General features: G+C 72.5%; 18 protein-coding genes. 7 read left to right on the forward strand and 11 right to left on the reverse strand.

The genetic code is table 11. From position 1 onward, the window contains the following. Positions 1–27 precede the first annotated feature (27 nt). Positions 28–852, reverse strand: a complete 825-nt coding sequence (locus TNCT6_RS13555; RefSeq protein ID WP_141366390.1) for a helix-turn-helix transcriptional regulator — start codon at positions 850–852, stop codon at positions 28–30. A gap of 354 nt (positions 853–1,206) precedes the next feature. Between TNCT6_RS13555 and TNCT6_RS13565 the strand changes: the two genes are divergently transcribed. After that, positions 1,207–1,692, forward strand: coding sequence for an ATP-binding protein (locus TNCT6_RS13565; RefSeq protein ID WP_141359615.1), 486 nt, complete (start codon positions 1,207–1,209; stop codon positions 1,690–1,692). 93 nt (positions 1,693–1,785) lie between these two features. Here TNCT6_RS13565 and TNCT6_RS13570 read toward each other — a convergent pair whose 3' ends face one another. The 8 genes from TNCT6_RS13570 to rpmG form a co-directional block, all read right to left on the reverse strand. Continuing rightward, positions 1,786–2,052 (reverse strand): DUF397 domain-containing protein, encoded by a 267-nt coding sequence (locus TNCT6_RS13570; RefSeq protein WP_172632896.1) that lies wholly within the window; start codon positions 2,050–2,052, stop codon positions 1,786–1,788. A 126-nt stretch (positions 2,053–2,178) separates the two neighbouring features. Then, entirely contained in the window at positions 2,179–2,664 is a 486-nt protein-coding gene (locus TNCT6_RS13575) for an SRPBCC domain-containing protein (protein ID WP_141359616.1), read from the reverse strand. Between the two features lie 68 nt (positions 2,665–2,732). After that, entirely contained in the window at positions 2,733–3,080 is a 348-nt protein-coding gene (locus TNCT6_RS13580; protein ID WP_141359617.1) for a helix-turn-helix transcriptional regulator, read from the reverse strand. 28 nt (positions 3,081–3,108) lie between these two features. Next, positions 3,109–3,483, reverse strand: a complete 375-nt coding sequence (locus tag TNCT6_RS13585) for a VOC family protein (protein WP_141359618.1) — start codon at positions 3,481–3,483, stop codon at positions 3,109–3,111. 83 nt (positions 3,484–3,566) lie between these two features. After that, entirely contained in the window at positions 3,567–3,800 is a 234-nt protein-coding gene (gene rpsR, locus TNCT6_RS13590) for a 30S ribosomal protein S18 (protein ID WP_141359619.1), read from the reverse strand. Positions 3,801–3,804: 4 nt separating this feature from the next. Beyond that, a complete protein-coding gene (locus tag TNCT6_RS13595) occupies positions 3,805–4,989 on the reverse strand; it encodes a GTP-binding protein (RefSeq protein ID WP_141359620.1) in 1,185 nt (394 codons plus the stop codon). Next, positions 4,986–5,240 (reverse strand): type B 50S ribosomal protein L31, encoded by a 255-nt coding sequence (locus TNCT6_RS13600; RefSeq protein ID WP_141359621.1) that lies wholly within the window; start codon positions 5,238–5,240, stop codon positions 4,986–4,988. The genes TNCT6_RS13595 and TNCT6_RS13600 overlap by 4 nt, the downstream gene beginning before the upstream one ends. Before the next feature lie 8 nt (positions 5,241–5,248). Then, a complete protein-coding gene (rpmG, locus tag TNCT6_RS13605) occupies positions 5,249–5,413 on the reverse strand; it encodes a 50S ribosomal protein L33 (RefSeq protein WP_141359622.1) in 165 nt (54 codons plus the stop codon). A gap of 62 nt (positions 5,414–5,475) precedes the next feature. On the opposite strand from rpmG, the gene rpmB reads away from it, so the two are divergent. From rpmB to TNCT6_RS13625, 4 genes are all read left to right on the forward strand, one after another. Continuing rightward, positions 5,476–5,712 (forward strand): 50S ribosomal protein L28, encoded by a 237-nt coding sequence (gene rpmB / locus TNCT6_RS13610; protein ID WP_141359623.1) that lies wholly within the window; start codon positions 5,476–5,478, stop codon positions 5,710–5,712. 89 nt (positions 5,713–5,801) lie between these two features. Continuing rightward, positions 5,802–6,107 carry a 30S ribosomal protein S14 gene (gene rpsN / locus TNCT6_RS13615; RefSeq protein WP_141359624.1) on the forward strand — a complete coding sequence of 102 codons (306 nt, stop codon included), beginning with the start codon at positions 5,802–5,804 and terminating at the stop codon, positions 6,105–6,107. A 76-nt stretch (positions 6,108–6,183) separates the two neighbouring features. Next, the gene (locus tag TNCT6_RS13620) at positions 6,184–6,711 is read left to right on the forward strand and encodes a hypothetical protein (protein WP_141359625.1); all 528 of its coding nucleotides are present in this window, start codon (positions 6,184–6,186) and stop codon (positions 6,709–6,711) included. A gap of 89 nt (positions 6,712–6,800) precedes the next feature. Beyond that, positions 6,801–7,334, forward strand: coding sequence for a DUF4232 domain-containing protein (locus tag TNCT6_RS13625; protein ID WP_141359626.1), 534 nt, complete (start codon positions 6,801–6,803; stop codon positions 7,332–7,334). A 10-nt stretch (positions 7,335–7,344) separates the two neighbouring features. Here the strand turns inward: TNCT6_RS13625 and TNCT6_RS13630 are convergent, their stop codons facing one another. Next, positions 7,345–8,460: a DUF2786 domain-containing protein gene (locus tag TNCT6_RS13630; RefSeq protein ID WP_141359627.1), complete on the reverse strand. Its 1,116-nt coding sequence runs from the start codon at positions 8,458–8,460 to the stop codon at positions 7,345–7,347. Positions 8,461–8,585: 125 nt separating this feature from the next. On the opposite strand from TNCT6_RS13630, the gene TNCT6_RS13635 reads away from it, so the two are divergent. Next, positions 8,586–9,353, forward strand: a complete 768-nt coding sequence (locus TNCT6_RS13635; protein WP_141359628.1) for a Clp protease N-terminal domain-containing protein — start codon at positions 8,586–8,588, stop codon at positions 9,351–9,353. 60 nt (positions 9,354–9,413) lie between these two features. Further along, on the forward strand, positions 9,414–11,108 hold the full coding sequence (locus tag TNCT6_RS13640) for a bifunctional 3'-5' exonuclease/DNA polymerase (RefSeq protein ID WP_141359629.1): 1,695 nt from the start codon (positions 9,414–9,416) through the stop codon (positions 11,106–11,108). A 223-nt stretch (positions 11,109–11,331) separates the two neighbouring features. Here the strand turns inward: TNCT6_RS13640 and TNCT6_RS13645 are convergent, their stop codons facing one another. Continuing rightward, the gene (locus TNCT6_RS13645) at positions 11,332–12,225 is read right to left on the reverse strand and encodes a glycosyltransferase family 2 protein (protein WP_141359630.1); all 894 of its coding nucleotides are present in this window, start codon (positions 12,223–12,225) and stop codon (positions 11,332–11,334) included. Positions 12,226–12,339: the final 114 nt, after the last annotated feature.

Here is a 12,339-nt window from a genome sequence, read left to right on the forward strand (position 1 = left end):
CCCCTACACGTTTCCGAGGGGTTTTCCCTAAGTGAGCTGGAGCAGCCCGCGCAGCAGGTCGCGGCTCTCGTCCGGACCGGGTCCGTCGTGCTGGATTTCCTCCAGCGTCCTCTCGTACTGGGCGACGTCCTCGGGCTTGTCCAGGTAGAGGGCGCTGGTGAGCTGCTCCAGGTAGACCACGTCCGACAGGTCGGACTCGGGGAAGCTGAGGATGGTGAAGGCGCCGGACTCACCGGCGTGCCCGCCGAAGCTGAACGGCATGACCTGAAGCCGTACGTTGGGGCGCTCGGAGATCTCGATCAGGTGCTGCAACTGCCCGCGCATCACGTCGCGGTCTCCGTAGGGGCGACGCAGGGCGGCCTCGTCGAGGACGATGCGGAGGTCGGGAGCGTTCTCCGAGACGAGGTGCTTCTGCCGCTCCATGCGCAGCGCCACCCGCCGTTCCACGTCCGCCTCGCTCGCGCCCTGCATACCGCGCCGGACCACCGCCCGCGCGTACGCCTCGGTCTGCAGCAGCCCGTGCACGAACTGCACCTCGTAGACGCGGATCAGCGACGCCGCGCCCTCCAGTCCCACGTAGGTGGGGAACCAGCTGGGCAGGACGTCGGAGTAACTGTGCCACCAGCCCGCGACGTTGGCCTCCTTGGCGAGGGAGAGCAGCGAGATGCGCTCGGTCTCGTCCGTGATGCCGTACAGCGTCAACAGGTCTTCCACGTCTCGGGTCTTGAAGCTCACCCGGCCCAACTCCATCCGGCTGATCTTCGATTCCGAAGCGCGGATCGAGTACCCGGCCGCCTCGCGCGTGATCCCCCGCGCTTCGCGCAGTCGCCTGAGTTGCGAGCCGAGCAGCATGCGCCGCACCACCGATCCGGGCTCTCCCGCGCTCACGTTCGCCAGCCTCCCCAACCGTCTTCAAGGCCCGCAGTCTGCCACTAATTCACTCCGAGCTGTACTCGCGTGATTACGGAAACGGAAAGAGATCAGGGAATCCGCACGGCGGCAGCCGGGCAGGAGTCCGGCGGATGACAAGAAGATGGCGGAAAAAATGGCCAGTAAGCGGTACGGGGAGGTCCAATTCGGTCACGTGCACGTGCATCTGCCCTTGCATCTGCTGTACGCATCCGAAACCATGGTCGTGCGCCACCGCTGCATCGCAACGACCGCGGATTACCGGGAGTGCCTCGCATGGGGACGAATGGATCGACCATGCTCGAGCCGTTACGGCAGGGCCTTCCCCCGCTGGATCCCGCGGCCGTGTCGAGCGCCGCCTCCTGCGCGCTGCCCGCCCGCTACGAAGCGGTGCGTGAGGCAAGACAGTTCACCCGCACGACGCTCGACCGGTGGGAGCTGGGCGACCGGTTCGAGGACGTCTGCCTGGTGGTCTCCGAGCTGGTCACCAACGCCCTGCGGCACGGCCTGCCGGTGCCCCCGGCGTCGCCGGCGCACTCGTGCGACCACGACTCGCCCGTGCGGCTGCACCTGCTGCGATGGACCGGGCGGCTGGTGTGCGCGGTGCGCGACCCCAGCCGGGAGAGCCCGGTCGCCCGCGAGACGGACGACTTCTCGGCGGAGTCGGGCCGCGGCCTCTTCCTCGTCGACTCGTTCAGCGACAGCTGGGGCTGGCACCCGCTGACCGGCACCCTGGACGGCAAGGTGGTCTGGGCGCTCTTCCGGTTTCCACCCGCCGAATGACGAACCGGGCCTTCTTCGACGCCGCGGTTCTACGCGCGTCACCGCGTGTCGCGCGGCGATCGCCCCGAGTCGCTCACCCGCTTCGAGGGCACGTCAGCCCGCTATCAGGTGGTCGAACTCCCCGTCCTTGACGCCCAGCAGCATCGCCTCGATCTCCGCACGCGTGTAGACGAGCGCGGGACCTTCGGGGAAGCGGGAGTTGCGCACCGCCACGTCCCCGCCCGGCAGTCGCGCGAACTCCACGCAGGAGCCCTGCGAGTTGCTGTGCCGGCTCTTCTGCCAGGCCACCCCGCGCAGCCGTGCGGCCGCCATGCCGTTGTACACGTCGCCCCCGTACCCGCCCTCAGCGTCGTGGTCCACAGGTCGCTCCCCGGTGGTGCACTGGCTGGTGTGGCCATTGATGCATCGGTCAACTGATCGGGATCATAGCCCTGTTCACATGCAGATGCGCGCGCAGATGCACGTGCACGGGGAGTGGTTCAGCGGTTACAGTCCTGGCGTCCGCCTCACCCGAGCCGGTCGAGCGTCTGCCCCCAGAACGCGCAGGACATGCGAACGCCAGCCCCCGTCCATGATCTTCCGCGCCATCATCTGTGCCGGGTCGTCCGGATCGAATCCGTCGTGCACTAGGAAGAGACGCGTTCCGCGGCCTTCCTGTTCCAACGTCCAGGTGAGCGTCCAGTCCGCGGGATTGGCCGGATCGGCGTCCCTCCAGCGGACGCACAGCATCCGCTCGGCGTCGTAGGCGAGAACCTCCACGTCGACGACGCCGGAGAACTTGGAGTGGGGCCGCGGGACGGAGGTCATCCGGTAGCGGTGGCCGACCCGGAGGCGGAAGTCCGCGGCACCCGGCATCTGCCACTGCGCGAGCAGCGAGGGCTCGGTGAGGGCCCGCCAGACCTTGGCCGGGGGGTGCGGATAGAACTGGTCGACGCGGATCGTGGTGAGGTCGTCGTCGGGGTCGGTACTCATGTGCGGTCGTGCCCGTGTGGTCGTCGTGGGGGTCGGTGCCCCGGTGCGGTCACCGCAAGGATCGGGGCTCAGCTGCGGTCGTCGTCGGGCATACGGTCCAGCAGCGCGCCGAGTTCCTTCATCCGGCCGCGCCAGAACCGCTCGTACGGGTGGAGCCAGTCCTGCACCTCGGCCAGCGGGGCCGCCTCCAGGCGGTAGATGCGCTGCCGGCCGGAGCGCTGCTCGGAGACGAGACCGGCCTCCCGGAGCACCTTGAGATGTTCCGAGAGGCTGGGGCGGCGCATGGCGAAGCGGTCGGCCAGGTCCTGGACGGGCTGGGGCCCCTCCTCGCGCAGCAGCCGCAGCACCTCGCGGCGGGTGGCGTTGGCGAGCGCGGCGAAGACGCGGTCCTCCGCGGCGGTACCCGTCCCCTTCATACGGAGCTCGTCCCGTTCATGGCGGCGGTCAGAAACCTTCCTTCTCGGTCAGCAGCATCAGACCGTTGCCGTCGGGGTCCGTGAAGGAGGCCATGCGGCCCCAGGGCAGCTCGTCCGGGCCCTGCACGGAGACCCCCGCCTGCGCGAGCCGCGCGCAGGCGGCGTCGACATCGGTCGTGACCAACATGATCCCCCGTGCCGATCCGGGCTCGAAACCCCCCATCCCCGGCCCGGAGAGCGTGAAGACCGTCTGCGCGCCGACGGGCGCCACCTGGAGCCAGCGTCCCTGGGGCATGTCCCGGTCGGCGACGGTCTCGAAACCGAGGACGTCCGTGTAGAAGCGCAGCGCGCGGTCCTGGTCGCCGACGGGGAGGGTGACGAAGGAGGCGTGAGTGATGTTCATGCGAACGAGATTAGGTAGGAGATTCCCTACGTGTCAACCGTAGGGACTCTCCTACCTATCGCTCGTGCGCGTCGCCGGCCCGGTCAGCGGCCGGAGTACGGCAGCAGTGCCATCTCCCGCGCGTTCTTGATCGCCCGCGCCAGCAGCCGCTGCTGCTGGGCCGTGACCCGGGTGACCCGGCGGCTGCGGATCTTGCCGCGGTCGGAGACGAACCTGCGCAGCAGATCGGTGTCCTTGTAGTCGATGTACGAGATCCCGGCCTGCTCCAACGGGTTGGGGCGGTCCTTGGCGGGCTTGCGGTCGCTCTTGCGGGGCATCGGGTCAGACCTCCAGGAGGGTGTCGAAGGCGGACGCCAGGCCCCTCCAGGCCTCGCGCCCGGCGGCGTACTCGGCGTCCGTCAGCAGGCAGGACTCCAGCAGCCGTTCGAGGCCGTCGCGATCGAGGCCGGGGGACGTGAACACGAGGTGCTGGCAGCGGTCGCCGTGCTCCGGGTGCCAGTCCAGCGCGGCGGCGGCCCGGCGCACGGGCGGGACCAGGTCCCAGGCCGCGTCCGGCAGGGCGGCGAGCCACGGGCCCGCGCCCTCCACGCACAGCGCGCCGCCGGCCGCGTCCCAGTGGAGCAGCGTGTCGGGCCGGTCGGCCAGCCAGAACCGGCCCCGGCTGCGCGCGGCGGCGCAGGTCAGGTCCTCCAGGGCCGCGTACAGCCGCTCCGGGTGGAAGGGGCGGTGGCGGCGCCAGACCAGCGTCGAGACGCCGTGCGCGTCCGCCTCGGCGGGCAGCAGCGCGCACGCCGGGTGCTGGGCCGCCGCGGCCGCCTCGACGTCGAATCCGGCGAGGGCGGCGCGGACCAGCTCCGAACGCGGGGCGGCCTCCCGCGCACGTGCCGGGGCAGGAGGGGCGCCCGCCGGGTCACCGTGGCCGATCGGGACCCGGCGGGCCGTCGGGTGCAGTTGTGCCAGCAGTTCGCGGTCCTCGTCGTCGGCCTCCGGGGAGTCGCTGACGGCGAGCACGGGCGCGTACTCCAACTGCCGGGCGAAGGTGTCGGCGACGGTCCGCTGATCGGTGGCGGCCGCGGCGAGCCCGCCGTCGGCCAGATCGTCGCCGTTGCCGAGGTACGGCAGGACGAGGGCCGGGTCGACGGCGGTGACCACGCCGGTGACCGTGAGCCCGCCGGCCACCACCACCTCGGCCATCGCCTTGGGCTCCACGGAGTCCCACAGCTCGACCACCGCGAGCGGGGCGTGCCCGGCGGCGGCGATCCCGCGCAGCTCCGGCACCAGGTCCTCCCGCAGCGCGCAGCACGCGCAGTCGTTGACCAGGGGCATCTCGCCGCGGGACAGCACTCCGGAGGCGTCCCGGACGGTGCGCACGACCGTGCCCGCGGTGGCCGTCGCCAGGTCGTGGTGGAGCGCGACGCTGCCGGGCACCTCGGCGAGGAGCCGCGCGACGGCCGCCTTCCGGGCGTCGGCGTGCAGCCCGCCGACGATCACCACCGACAGGCTCACGCCCCGCCCCGCTTCCCGTACCGGCGCTCGAAGCGCTCCACGCGCCCGGCGGTGTCCAGGACGCGGGCGGTGCCGGTGTAGAAGGGGTGGCTGACGTTCGAGATCTCGACGTCGACGACGGGGTAGGTGTGGCCGTCCTCCCACTCGATCGTCTTCTCGCTGGTCATGGTCGAGCGGGTGAGGAAGGCGTGGTTCGCGGCACGGTCACGGAAGACGACGGGACCGTAGGCCGGGTGGATTCCGTTGCGCACGGCGGACCTCAGCGCTCCTCTCGGAAGTCGGCGTGCCGGCCGGCGACCGGGTCGTACTTGCGCAGGGTCAGCCGGTCCGGGTCGTTACGGCGGTTCTTGCGGGTGACGTAGGTGTAGCCGGTCCCGGCGGTGGACCGGAGTTTGACGACCGGGCGGAGTTCGTTGCGTGCCATGCCGCTATGCTACTGAAAATGAATTCCATTTACATCACCGATCGAGGAGAGGTGCGTCACCCGTGTCCGCCCACTGCATGCTGACCGGCGCCCGGCCCGGCTTCGGCAACCACATCTCGCACTCCCACCGGCGGACCTCCCGCCGCTTCGACCCGAACATCCAGACCAAGCGCTACTGGCTGCCGAGCGAGGGCCGCCACGTGCGGCTGCGGCTGAGCGCGAGGGCGGTCAGAACCGTCGACACGATCGGCGTCGAGGCGGCCGTGGCGCGCATCCGCGCGCGCGGGGTGAAGGTCTGAGGAACCCGAGCCACCCGAGGAACCTGAAGTACCCCGAAGAACCCGAAAGAACCCGGACCGCGAAGAACCCCGGAGAACAGGGAGACGCCATGGCGAAGAAGAGCAAGATCGCGAAGAACGAGAAGCGGCGGCAGATCGTCGAGCGGTACGCCGCCCGCCGGGCCGAGCTGAAGGAGATCATCCGCAGGCCGTCCTCGACGCCGGACGAACGGCTCGCCGCCGAGCGGGAGTTGCGCGGGCAGCCGCGGGACGCGAGCGCCACGCGCGTGCGCAATCGCGACCAGATCGACGGCCGGCCGCGCGGCTACCTGCGCACCTTCGGCCTGTCCCGGGTGAGCCTGCGGGAGCAGGCGCACGCCGGGCATCTGCCCGGAGTCCGGAAGGCCTCCTGGTAAGCGCCCGGTCCTGGTAGCTTGCTGCGGTCGTACCGGCCGCCGGGCGGCCGGCCGGTCAGGGCTTGGGGGCTTTCCGATGACTGCGACGACCAGGGCGGCCGAAGCGGCGGCAACGGGGGCGAGCGCCGCGACGCGGATCGCGGCCGTGACCCTGCTCGGCGCGCTCGCCCTCACCGGGTGCGACAGCGGCGGCCCCGGTGCCACGGACAAGACCTCCGCCACCCCCGACGCGAGCGTGACCACGACCGGCGATGACGGCGGCGGCGCGCACGGTACGGGCGGTCCGACCGCCAACGGGGACGGCGTGGAGGGAAGTTGGCTCGCCACCACCGGCGGCAAGGCCGTGGTCCTGATCGTCACCGGCAAGCGGGCCGCGCTCTTCTCGACCGACCGGACCATCTGCACCGGGACGGCGGTCGAGGAGGGCGCGAGGCATGTGATCCGCCTCGACGCGTGCAAGGCCCGTACGACCGGCATGGTGGACTCCGTCAACAAGACCACGCTCCGCGTTACCTGGGAGGGTGGTCTCGGCTCGGAGACGTACACCCGGTCGACGGGCGGGGCGCTACCGTCGGGCCTGCCGACGGCGAGCCTGGGCTCCTGACGCGCGGGGCCGATCGCGGGGCGGGCAACCGCGCCGCCCGCTCGTGCGTGATGATCCTCGGGCATCATCACGATCCAAGGGACCAGTTCATGCGCGCCATTCCGATTCCGATCACCGTCACCGCCCTCGCCGCGGCCCTCCTGCTCACCGCCTGCGACAGCGGCGGCAGCGGTACCGGCTCCGGGGACAAGAACACCGGCGGCACGGCTTGCCGGATCACCGAGGTCGGGGTTCAGGTCGGTCCGGCCAACGCCGCGCCCGCCGCCGGGGACACGGGCAACGTGCCCGTCACCGTCACCAACCGGGGTGCGCGGTGCACCCTGGAGGGCTTCCCGGGCGCCACCCTGTCCGCCGGCGACGTCACGGCGACCGTCCCGCAGGACAAGTCCGGCAAGCCGGAGAAGCTCACTCTCGCCAAGGACGACACGGCGTCCTTCACTCTCACCTACGTGCGGGGCAAGGAGAACGACGCCAAGAGCCTCGCGGTGACGTCACTGAAGCTCAGCCTGCCCGGAGCGTCCGGCAGCCAGGACTTCCCGTGGTCCTACGGCCCGGTCCAGGGCAGGAAGAACGCGGGCGACCCGGACGCGTCGGTGACGGCCCTCCAGCAGGCCGGCGACTGACCGACGCCGTTCACGCGGGTGGCGCGGCACGTCGGCCGAGCGGCGGGCGGGACCTCACCTGGGCCCGGTCCGCCGCCCGGGCGCCCTCCGTCCACCCCGCCGTGTCGCTCACCCCGCGCAGGCGGGTGGTGGTCGTCTCCGGGAACAAGCGGTCCACCCGGTCGGTGACCGCGACGTCCCGGCTCGCCAGGACGGGCAGCAGGTCCGCGCTCACCTGGGTCCCGGCGGCGGCCGCGAGGCGGGCGCCGACTCGGTGGGCGTAGGCGGCGAGGAAGGACTGCCGGAAGGTCTTGGTCCGCTTGCGCCCGCCCGCTCGCTGGGCGGCCTCCGCCCTGCTCATCGCCGTCGTGGCCTGGACCAGCAGGGAGGCGTAGAGCAGTTCGACCGCCTCCAGGTCGGCCTCGAAGCCGACGACGGTGGAGAACGCGAGGGCCTCGTTCCACACGGCACGGCAGTGGTTCGCGGTGGCCACGGCGTCCAGCAGCACGGCCTTGGCCTGTTCGTACGGCGGCTCGACACCGATCCGGCAGGCGCCGGGGGCGTCGGGCGACGGGGCACGGGCGGCGAGCAGCGCCTCGTCGACACTGTGCCGCGCCATCAGCTCCTGTGCCTTGGCGCTCAGCGCCTCCGCCTCCTCCGGGTACCCGGTCGCCTCCGCCTTGGCGAGCAGCGCCCGGATCCGGGTGAGCATGCGGGACTCGGTCCGGGGCGCGGGCTCGTCCAGAGGTTCGAGCGCGGGGAGCCGCAGCAGCAGGCGGTAGAGCTCCAGGACGGCGCTGGCATGCGAGAAACGGTCGGTGCGGGGCGGTTCCCCGGACGGCAGTGCGTCGAGCTCGGCGGCCCAGCGCGGGCCGCGCGGCCGGTCGTCGGCCGCCTGCGTGCGGACGAGCGCCGCGAGCAGCCGCACATGGACCTCGCCGAGCTCCCGCCGCACGATCCGGGCGACATCGGCGGGCCGCCAGCCTCGCTGCCACGCCGTCGCCACGAACTCCTGCCCGCGCCGGGCGAGTTCGGCGTCCACCCCGGGGTCGGCCGCCAGCAGGGAGGCGCCGGTGTCGAGGGCGTCGTCGGAGGGTGCGTACAGGGCGGCCCGAAAGGCCCGGTCGACGGTGCTGGACGTACTCACCGCTCGATCGTGCCATGAGGCACGCGCGACTCTGTCCACACCCTGTGGACAAACCAGCCGTGGAGTGGCCCTCAGGGTGTCAACTTCGGGTTGACACCCTGAGGGGCGCAACCTACGGTTGACACATGACGAACCCCACCATCAGGTCGAGCGTCCGTCTGGACGACCTCATCTCGGCCATCAAGAAGGTCCACCAGGAACCCCTCGAACAGCTCCAGGACGCCGTGCTCGCCGGCGAGCACCTCGGCGAGGTGGCGGACCACCTCATCGGGCACTTCGTCGACCAGGCCCGCCGTTCCGGTGCCTCCTGGACCGACATCGGCAGGAGCATGGGCGTCACCCGGCAGGCCGCGCAGAAGCGGTTCGTGCCCAAGGAGTCGGCCGACCTGGACCCCAGCCAGGGCTTCAGCCGCTACACGCCCCGCGCCCGCAAGGTGGTCATGACCGCCCACGAGGAGGCCAAGGCCGCCGGGAGCGCCGAGGGAACGCCCGCGCACCTGGTCCTCGGGCTGCTCGCCGAACCCGAGGCCATGGCCGCGCAGGCCATCGAGGCCCAGGGCGTCACCCTGAACGCCGCCCGCGAGGCCGCGACCGCCGCCCTGCCACCCGCGTCCGCCGACGCTCCCGAGCTGGTCCCGTACGGCTCGGCCGCCAAGAAGGCCCTGGAACTCACCTTCCGCGAGGCCCTGCGCCTCGGCCACAACTACATCGGCACCGAGCACATCCTGCTGGCCCTGCTGGAGCTGGAGAACGGCGAGGGCGTCCTCAGCGGGCTCGGCCTGGACAAGGCACGCACCGAGGAGTACGTCGCGGCGGCCTTGGCGGAGCTGGTGAAGGACCGCGCCCGGCAGGACGAGGACCAGGAGCCGCACGACGGCGGACAGGACGGCTGACCACCCTCCCGGGCAGCGGGCCGGAGCCCGTTGTCAGACCCGCCTGCGACACTCGCCGACATGACCGACCGGTGGGCTCTGGCACCGGCCGAGGACGGCGGCGCCGAGGTCGCCCCCCTCGGCCGGGACGGCCTGCCCGCCGGTCCGGTGCACCGTGCCGCCGGCCTCGCGGAGGCGGTCCGCGGCAGACCGGACGTCACACGATGGGTGTGGCGGTCCACCGCCGAGGTCTATCCACGCCTGCTCGCCGCGGGCGTGCGGGTGGAGCGGTGCTACGACATCGAGGACGCCGAGACGCTCCTCCTCGGCCACGAGGGGCGCCACGGCGAGCCCCGCTCGGCCGCCGCCGCCCTGGCCAGGCTGCGCGGCGGCCCCGTACCGCCGGACCCGCCGCACCGGTCCGCCGAACCCGGCGCGCAGTCCTCGCTCTTCGAGCCGCAGGGCGTGGGCCTGCCGCTGGCGGACCTGATCACGGTCTACGCCGAGCAGCAGCGGCGGCACGAGCGAGCCGAGCACCCCGACCGCATGCGCCTGCTGACCGCCGCCGAGTCGGCGGGCACGCTGGTGGCGGCCGAGATGAACCGCGCGGGCCTGCCCTGGAGCGCGGACGTGCACCGCGAGGTGCTGCACGAACTGCTCGGCGAGCGGTACGCGGGCGGCGGCGAGCCCCGCCGACTGGCCGAACTCGCGGACGAGGTGTCCGCCGCCTTCGGCCATCGCGTGCGGCCGGATCTGCCCGCCGACGTGGTCAAGGCCTTCGCCCGGGCCGGGATCAGGGTGAAGTCCACCCGCCGCTGGGAGCTCAGGTCCGTCGACCACCCGGCCGTCGAACCCCTGCTGGAGTACAAGAGGCTGTACCGGATCTGGGTCGCCCACGGCTGGTCCTGGCTCCAGGACTGGGTGCGGGAGGGGCGGTTCAGACCGGAGTTCCTCGCCGGCGGCACGGTCACCGGCCGCTGGGTGACCAACGGCGGGGGCGCGCTGCAGATCCCCAAGGTCATCCGCCGGGCCGTGGTGGCCGACCCCGGCTGGCGGCTGGTCGTGGCCGACGCCGCCCAGATGGAGCCGCGGGTGCTGGCGGCGATCTCCCGCGACCCGGGGCTGATGGAGGTGGCGGGCCGGGACGCCGACCTCTACCAGTCGGTGTCCGACCGGGCCTTCTCCGGCGACCGCGCCCAGGCGAAACTCGCCGTGCTCGGCGCGGTCTACGGGCAGACCTCCGGCGACGGCCTGAAGAACCTGGCCGCCCTCAGACGCCGCTTCCCCAAGGCGGTGGCGTACGTCGACGAGGCCGCGCGGGCGGGCGAGGAGGGCCGGCTCGTACGGACCTGGCTGGGCCGCACGTGTCCCCCGGCCGCCGGGACGACGGAGGACGCGACCGGAGAGGCGGGCCTTCCGCAGGACGACCCGGCCTCCGCGCCACCCGCCGACCAGGGCTGGATGCCGGGGTACGCCTCCACCAACTCGCGTGCCCGAGGCCGGTTCGCCCGCAACTTCGTCGTGCAGGGCAGCGCCGCGGACTGGGCCCTGCTGCTGCTCGCGGCGCTGCGCCGCACCTGCCGGGACATGGCGGCCGAACTGGTCTTCTTCCAGCACGACGAGGTGATCGTGCACTGCCCGAAGGAGGAGGCGGACACGGTCGTCGAGGCGATCCGGCAGGCCGCGGAGGTGGCGGGACGGCTGACATTCGGCGAGACCCCGGTGCGGTTTCCGTTCACGACGGCGGTGGTGAAGTGCTACGCCGACGCGAAGTGAGTGCGGCGGCGGGACGAGCGCCGGGCAGGACGTGAGCCTGGGGCCCGACACGGGATCGAACCCCGTACAGACCCGGCAGACAGCCCGAACACCGTACGGCCCCGGCAAAGCAAACGGCCCGAACACCGTACGGCCCCGGCAGACAGCCCGAACTCCGCAGCGACCCGCCCCCTCCCCGGCACGCACCGGGCCTCGCGCGGCCCCGCCCGTCGTGATCCGGCGGTCAGACGACCGGCGGCCGGCCGAGCCTGGTCAGCCGCCACACGGTCCGCCAGCGCATGGGCCGCCGCTCCCCCGCGGACCCGCGCAGCCCCTCCACGAACCCGCCGAACCAGGCCCGCAGCCCGGCGAGCGAACGGGTCCGCGCCAGGGTGAGCAGCGTCCACACGCCGAGGTGCACCGGGACGAGCGGGAGCGGCAGCCGCCGCCGGACCAGCCAGACCCGGTTGCGGGCAGTGACCCGGTAGTAGATCGCGTGCCGGGCGGGCGAGGTCTTCGGGTGCCGCAGGAGCAGTTCGGGCGCGTAGAGGATCTTCCAGCCGGCGTCGGCGGCACGCCAGGCCAGGTCGGTCTCCTCGTGCGCGAAGAAGAACTCCGCGGGCCAGTCCCCGGTCTGCTCCAGCATCGCCATCCGCAGGGCGTGCCCGCCGCCGAGGAACCCGGTGACGTACCCGCCCCGCATCGGGCCCGACCCGCCGATCCGCGGCACGTGCCGCTGCTGGGTCTCGCCGCACTCGTCGGCGATGCGGAAGCCGACGATGCCGAGGCGCGGGTCGGCGGCGTACAGATCCCGTACCCGGCGCAGTACGTCGGCGTCGACCAGGAGCCCGTCGTCGTCCAGCTCCACGACCACGTCCACATCCCCGAACTCCCGCAGCCGGGCCAGGGCGACGTTGCGCCCGCCGGGGCAGCCGAGGTTCTCGTCGAGATCGACCGCCGTGACCTCGCCGGGCAGGGACAGCCGGCGGGCGAACTCGGGCAGCCGGCACCCGTTGCCGACGATCACGATGCGCGCGGGCGCGAGATCCTGCTTGGCCACGGACTCCAGCAGGGCGTCGACCTCGGCAGGCCGGTTGCCCATGGTCACCACCGCGACAGCGATCCTCGGCTCCACCACGGCCCTCATCCCATCCGACGACAACGGCGCCCGCACGGCGCCCCTCGTTCACCAGGATGTCGCCCGGGCGGCGCCGGTTGCTCTGACGCCACCTCACTTTGCGGCCTCTTGCCC

Origin of the sequence: Streptomyces sp. 6-11-2 (genome assembly GCF_006540305.1) — a bacterium.
Lineage (GTDB): Bacteria > Actinomycetota > Actinomycetes > Streptomycetales > Streptomycetaceae > Streptomyces.

Bases quoted from the DNA above. Each gene is read 5' to 3' on its own strand.
- TNCT6_RS13565 (WP_141359615.1), top strand. From the start codon at position 1,207: ATGCTCGAGCCGTTACGGCAGGGCCTTCCCCCGCTGGATCCCGCGGCC.
- rpmG (WP_141359622.1), bottom strand. From the start codon at position 5,413: ATGGCACGCAACGAACTCCGCCCGGTCGTCAAACTCCGGTCCACCGCC.
- TNCT6_RS13625 (WP_141359626.1), top strand. From the start codon at position 6,801: ATGCGCGCCATTCCGATTCCGATCACCGTCACCGCCCTCGCCGCGGCC.
- TNCT6_RS13585 (WP_141359618.1), bottom strand. From the start codon at position 3,483: ATGAACATCACTCACGCCTCCTTCGTCACCCTCCCCGTCGGCGACCAG.
- TNCT6_RS13635 (WP_141359628.1), top strand. From the start codon at position 8,586: ATGACGAACCCCACCATCAGGTCGAGCGTCCGTCTGGACGACCTCATC.
- TNCT6_RS13640 (WP_141359629.1), top strand. From the start codon at position 9,414: ATGACCGACCGGTGGGCTCTGGCACCGGCCGAGGACGGCGGCGCCGAG.
- TNCT6_RS13580 (WP_141359617.1), bottom strand. From the start codon at position 3,080: ATGAAGGGGACGGGTACCGCCGCGGAGGACCGCGTCTTCGCCGCGCTC.
- TNCT6_RS13575 (WP_141359616.1), bottom strand. From the start codon at position 2,664: ATGAGTACCGACCCCGACGACGACCTCACCACGATCCGCGTCGACCAG.
- TNCT6_RS13555 (WP_141366390.1), bottom strand. From the start codon at position 852: ATGCTGCTCGGCTCGCAACTCAGGCGACTGCGCGAAGCGCGGGGGATC.
- rpsR (WP_141359619.1), bottom strand. From the start codon at position 3,800: ATGCCCCGCAAGAGCGACCGCAAGCCCGCCAAGGACCGCCCCAACCCG.
- TNCT6_RS13620 (WP_141359625.1), top strand. From the start codon at position 6,184: ATGACTGCGACGACCAGGGCGGCCGAAGCGGCGGCAACGGGGGCGAGC.
- rpsN (WP_141359624.1), top strand. From the start codon at position 5,802: ATGGCGAAGAAGAGCAAGATCGCGAAGAACGAGAAGCGGCGGCAGATC.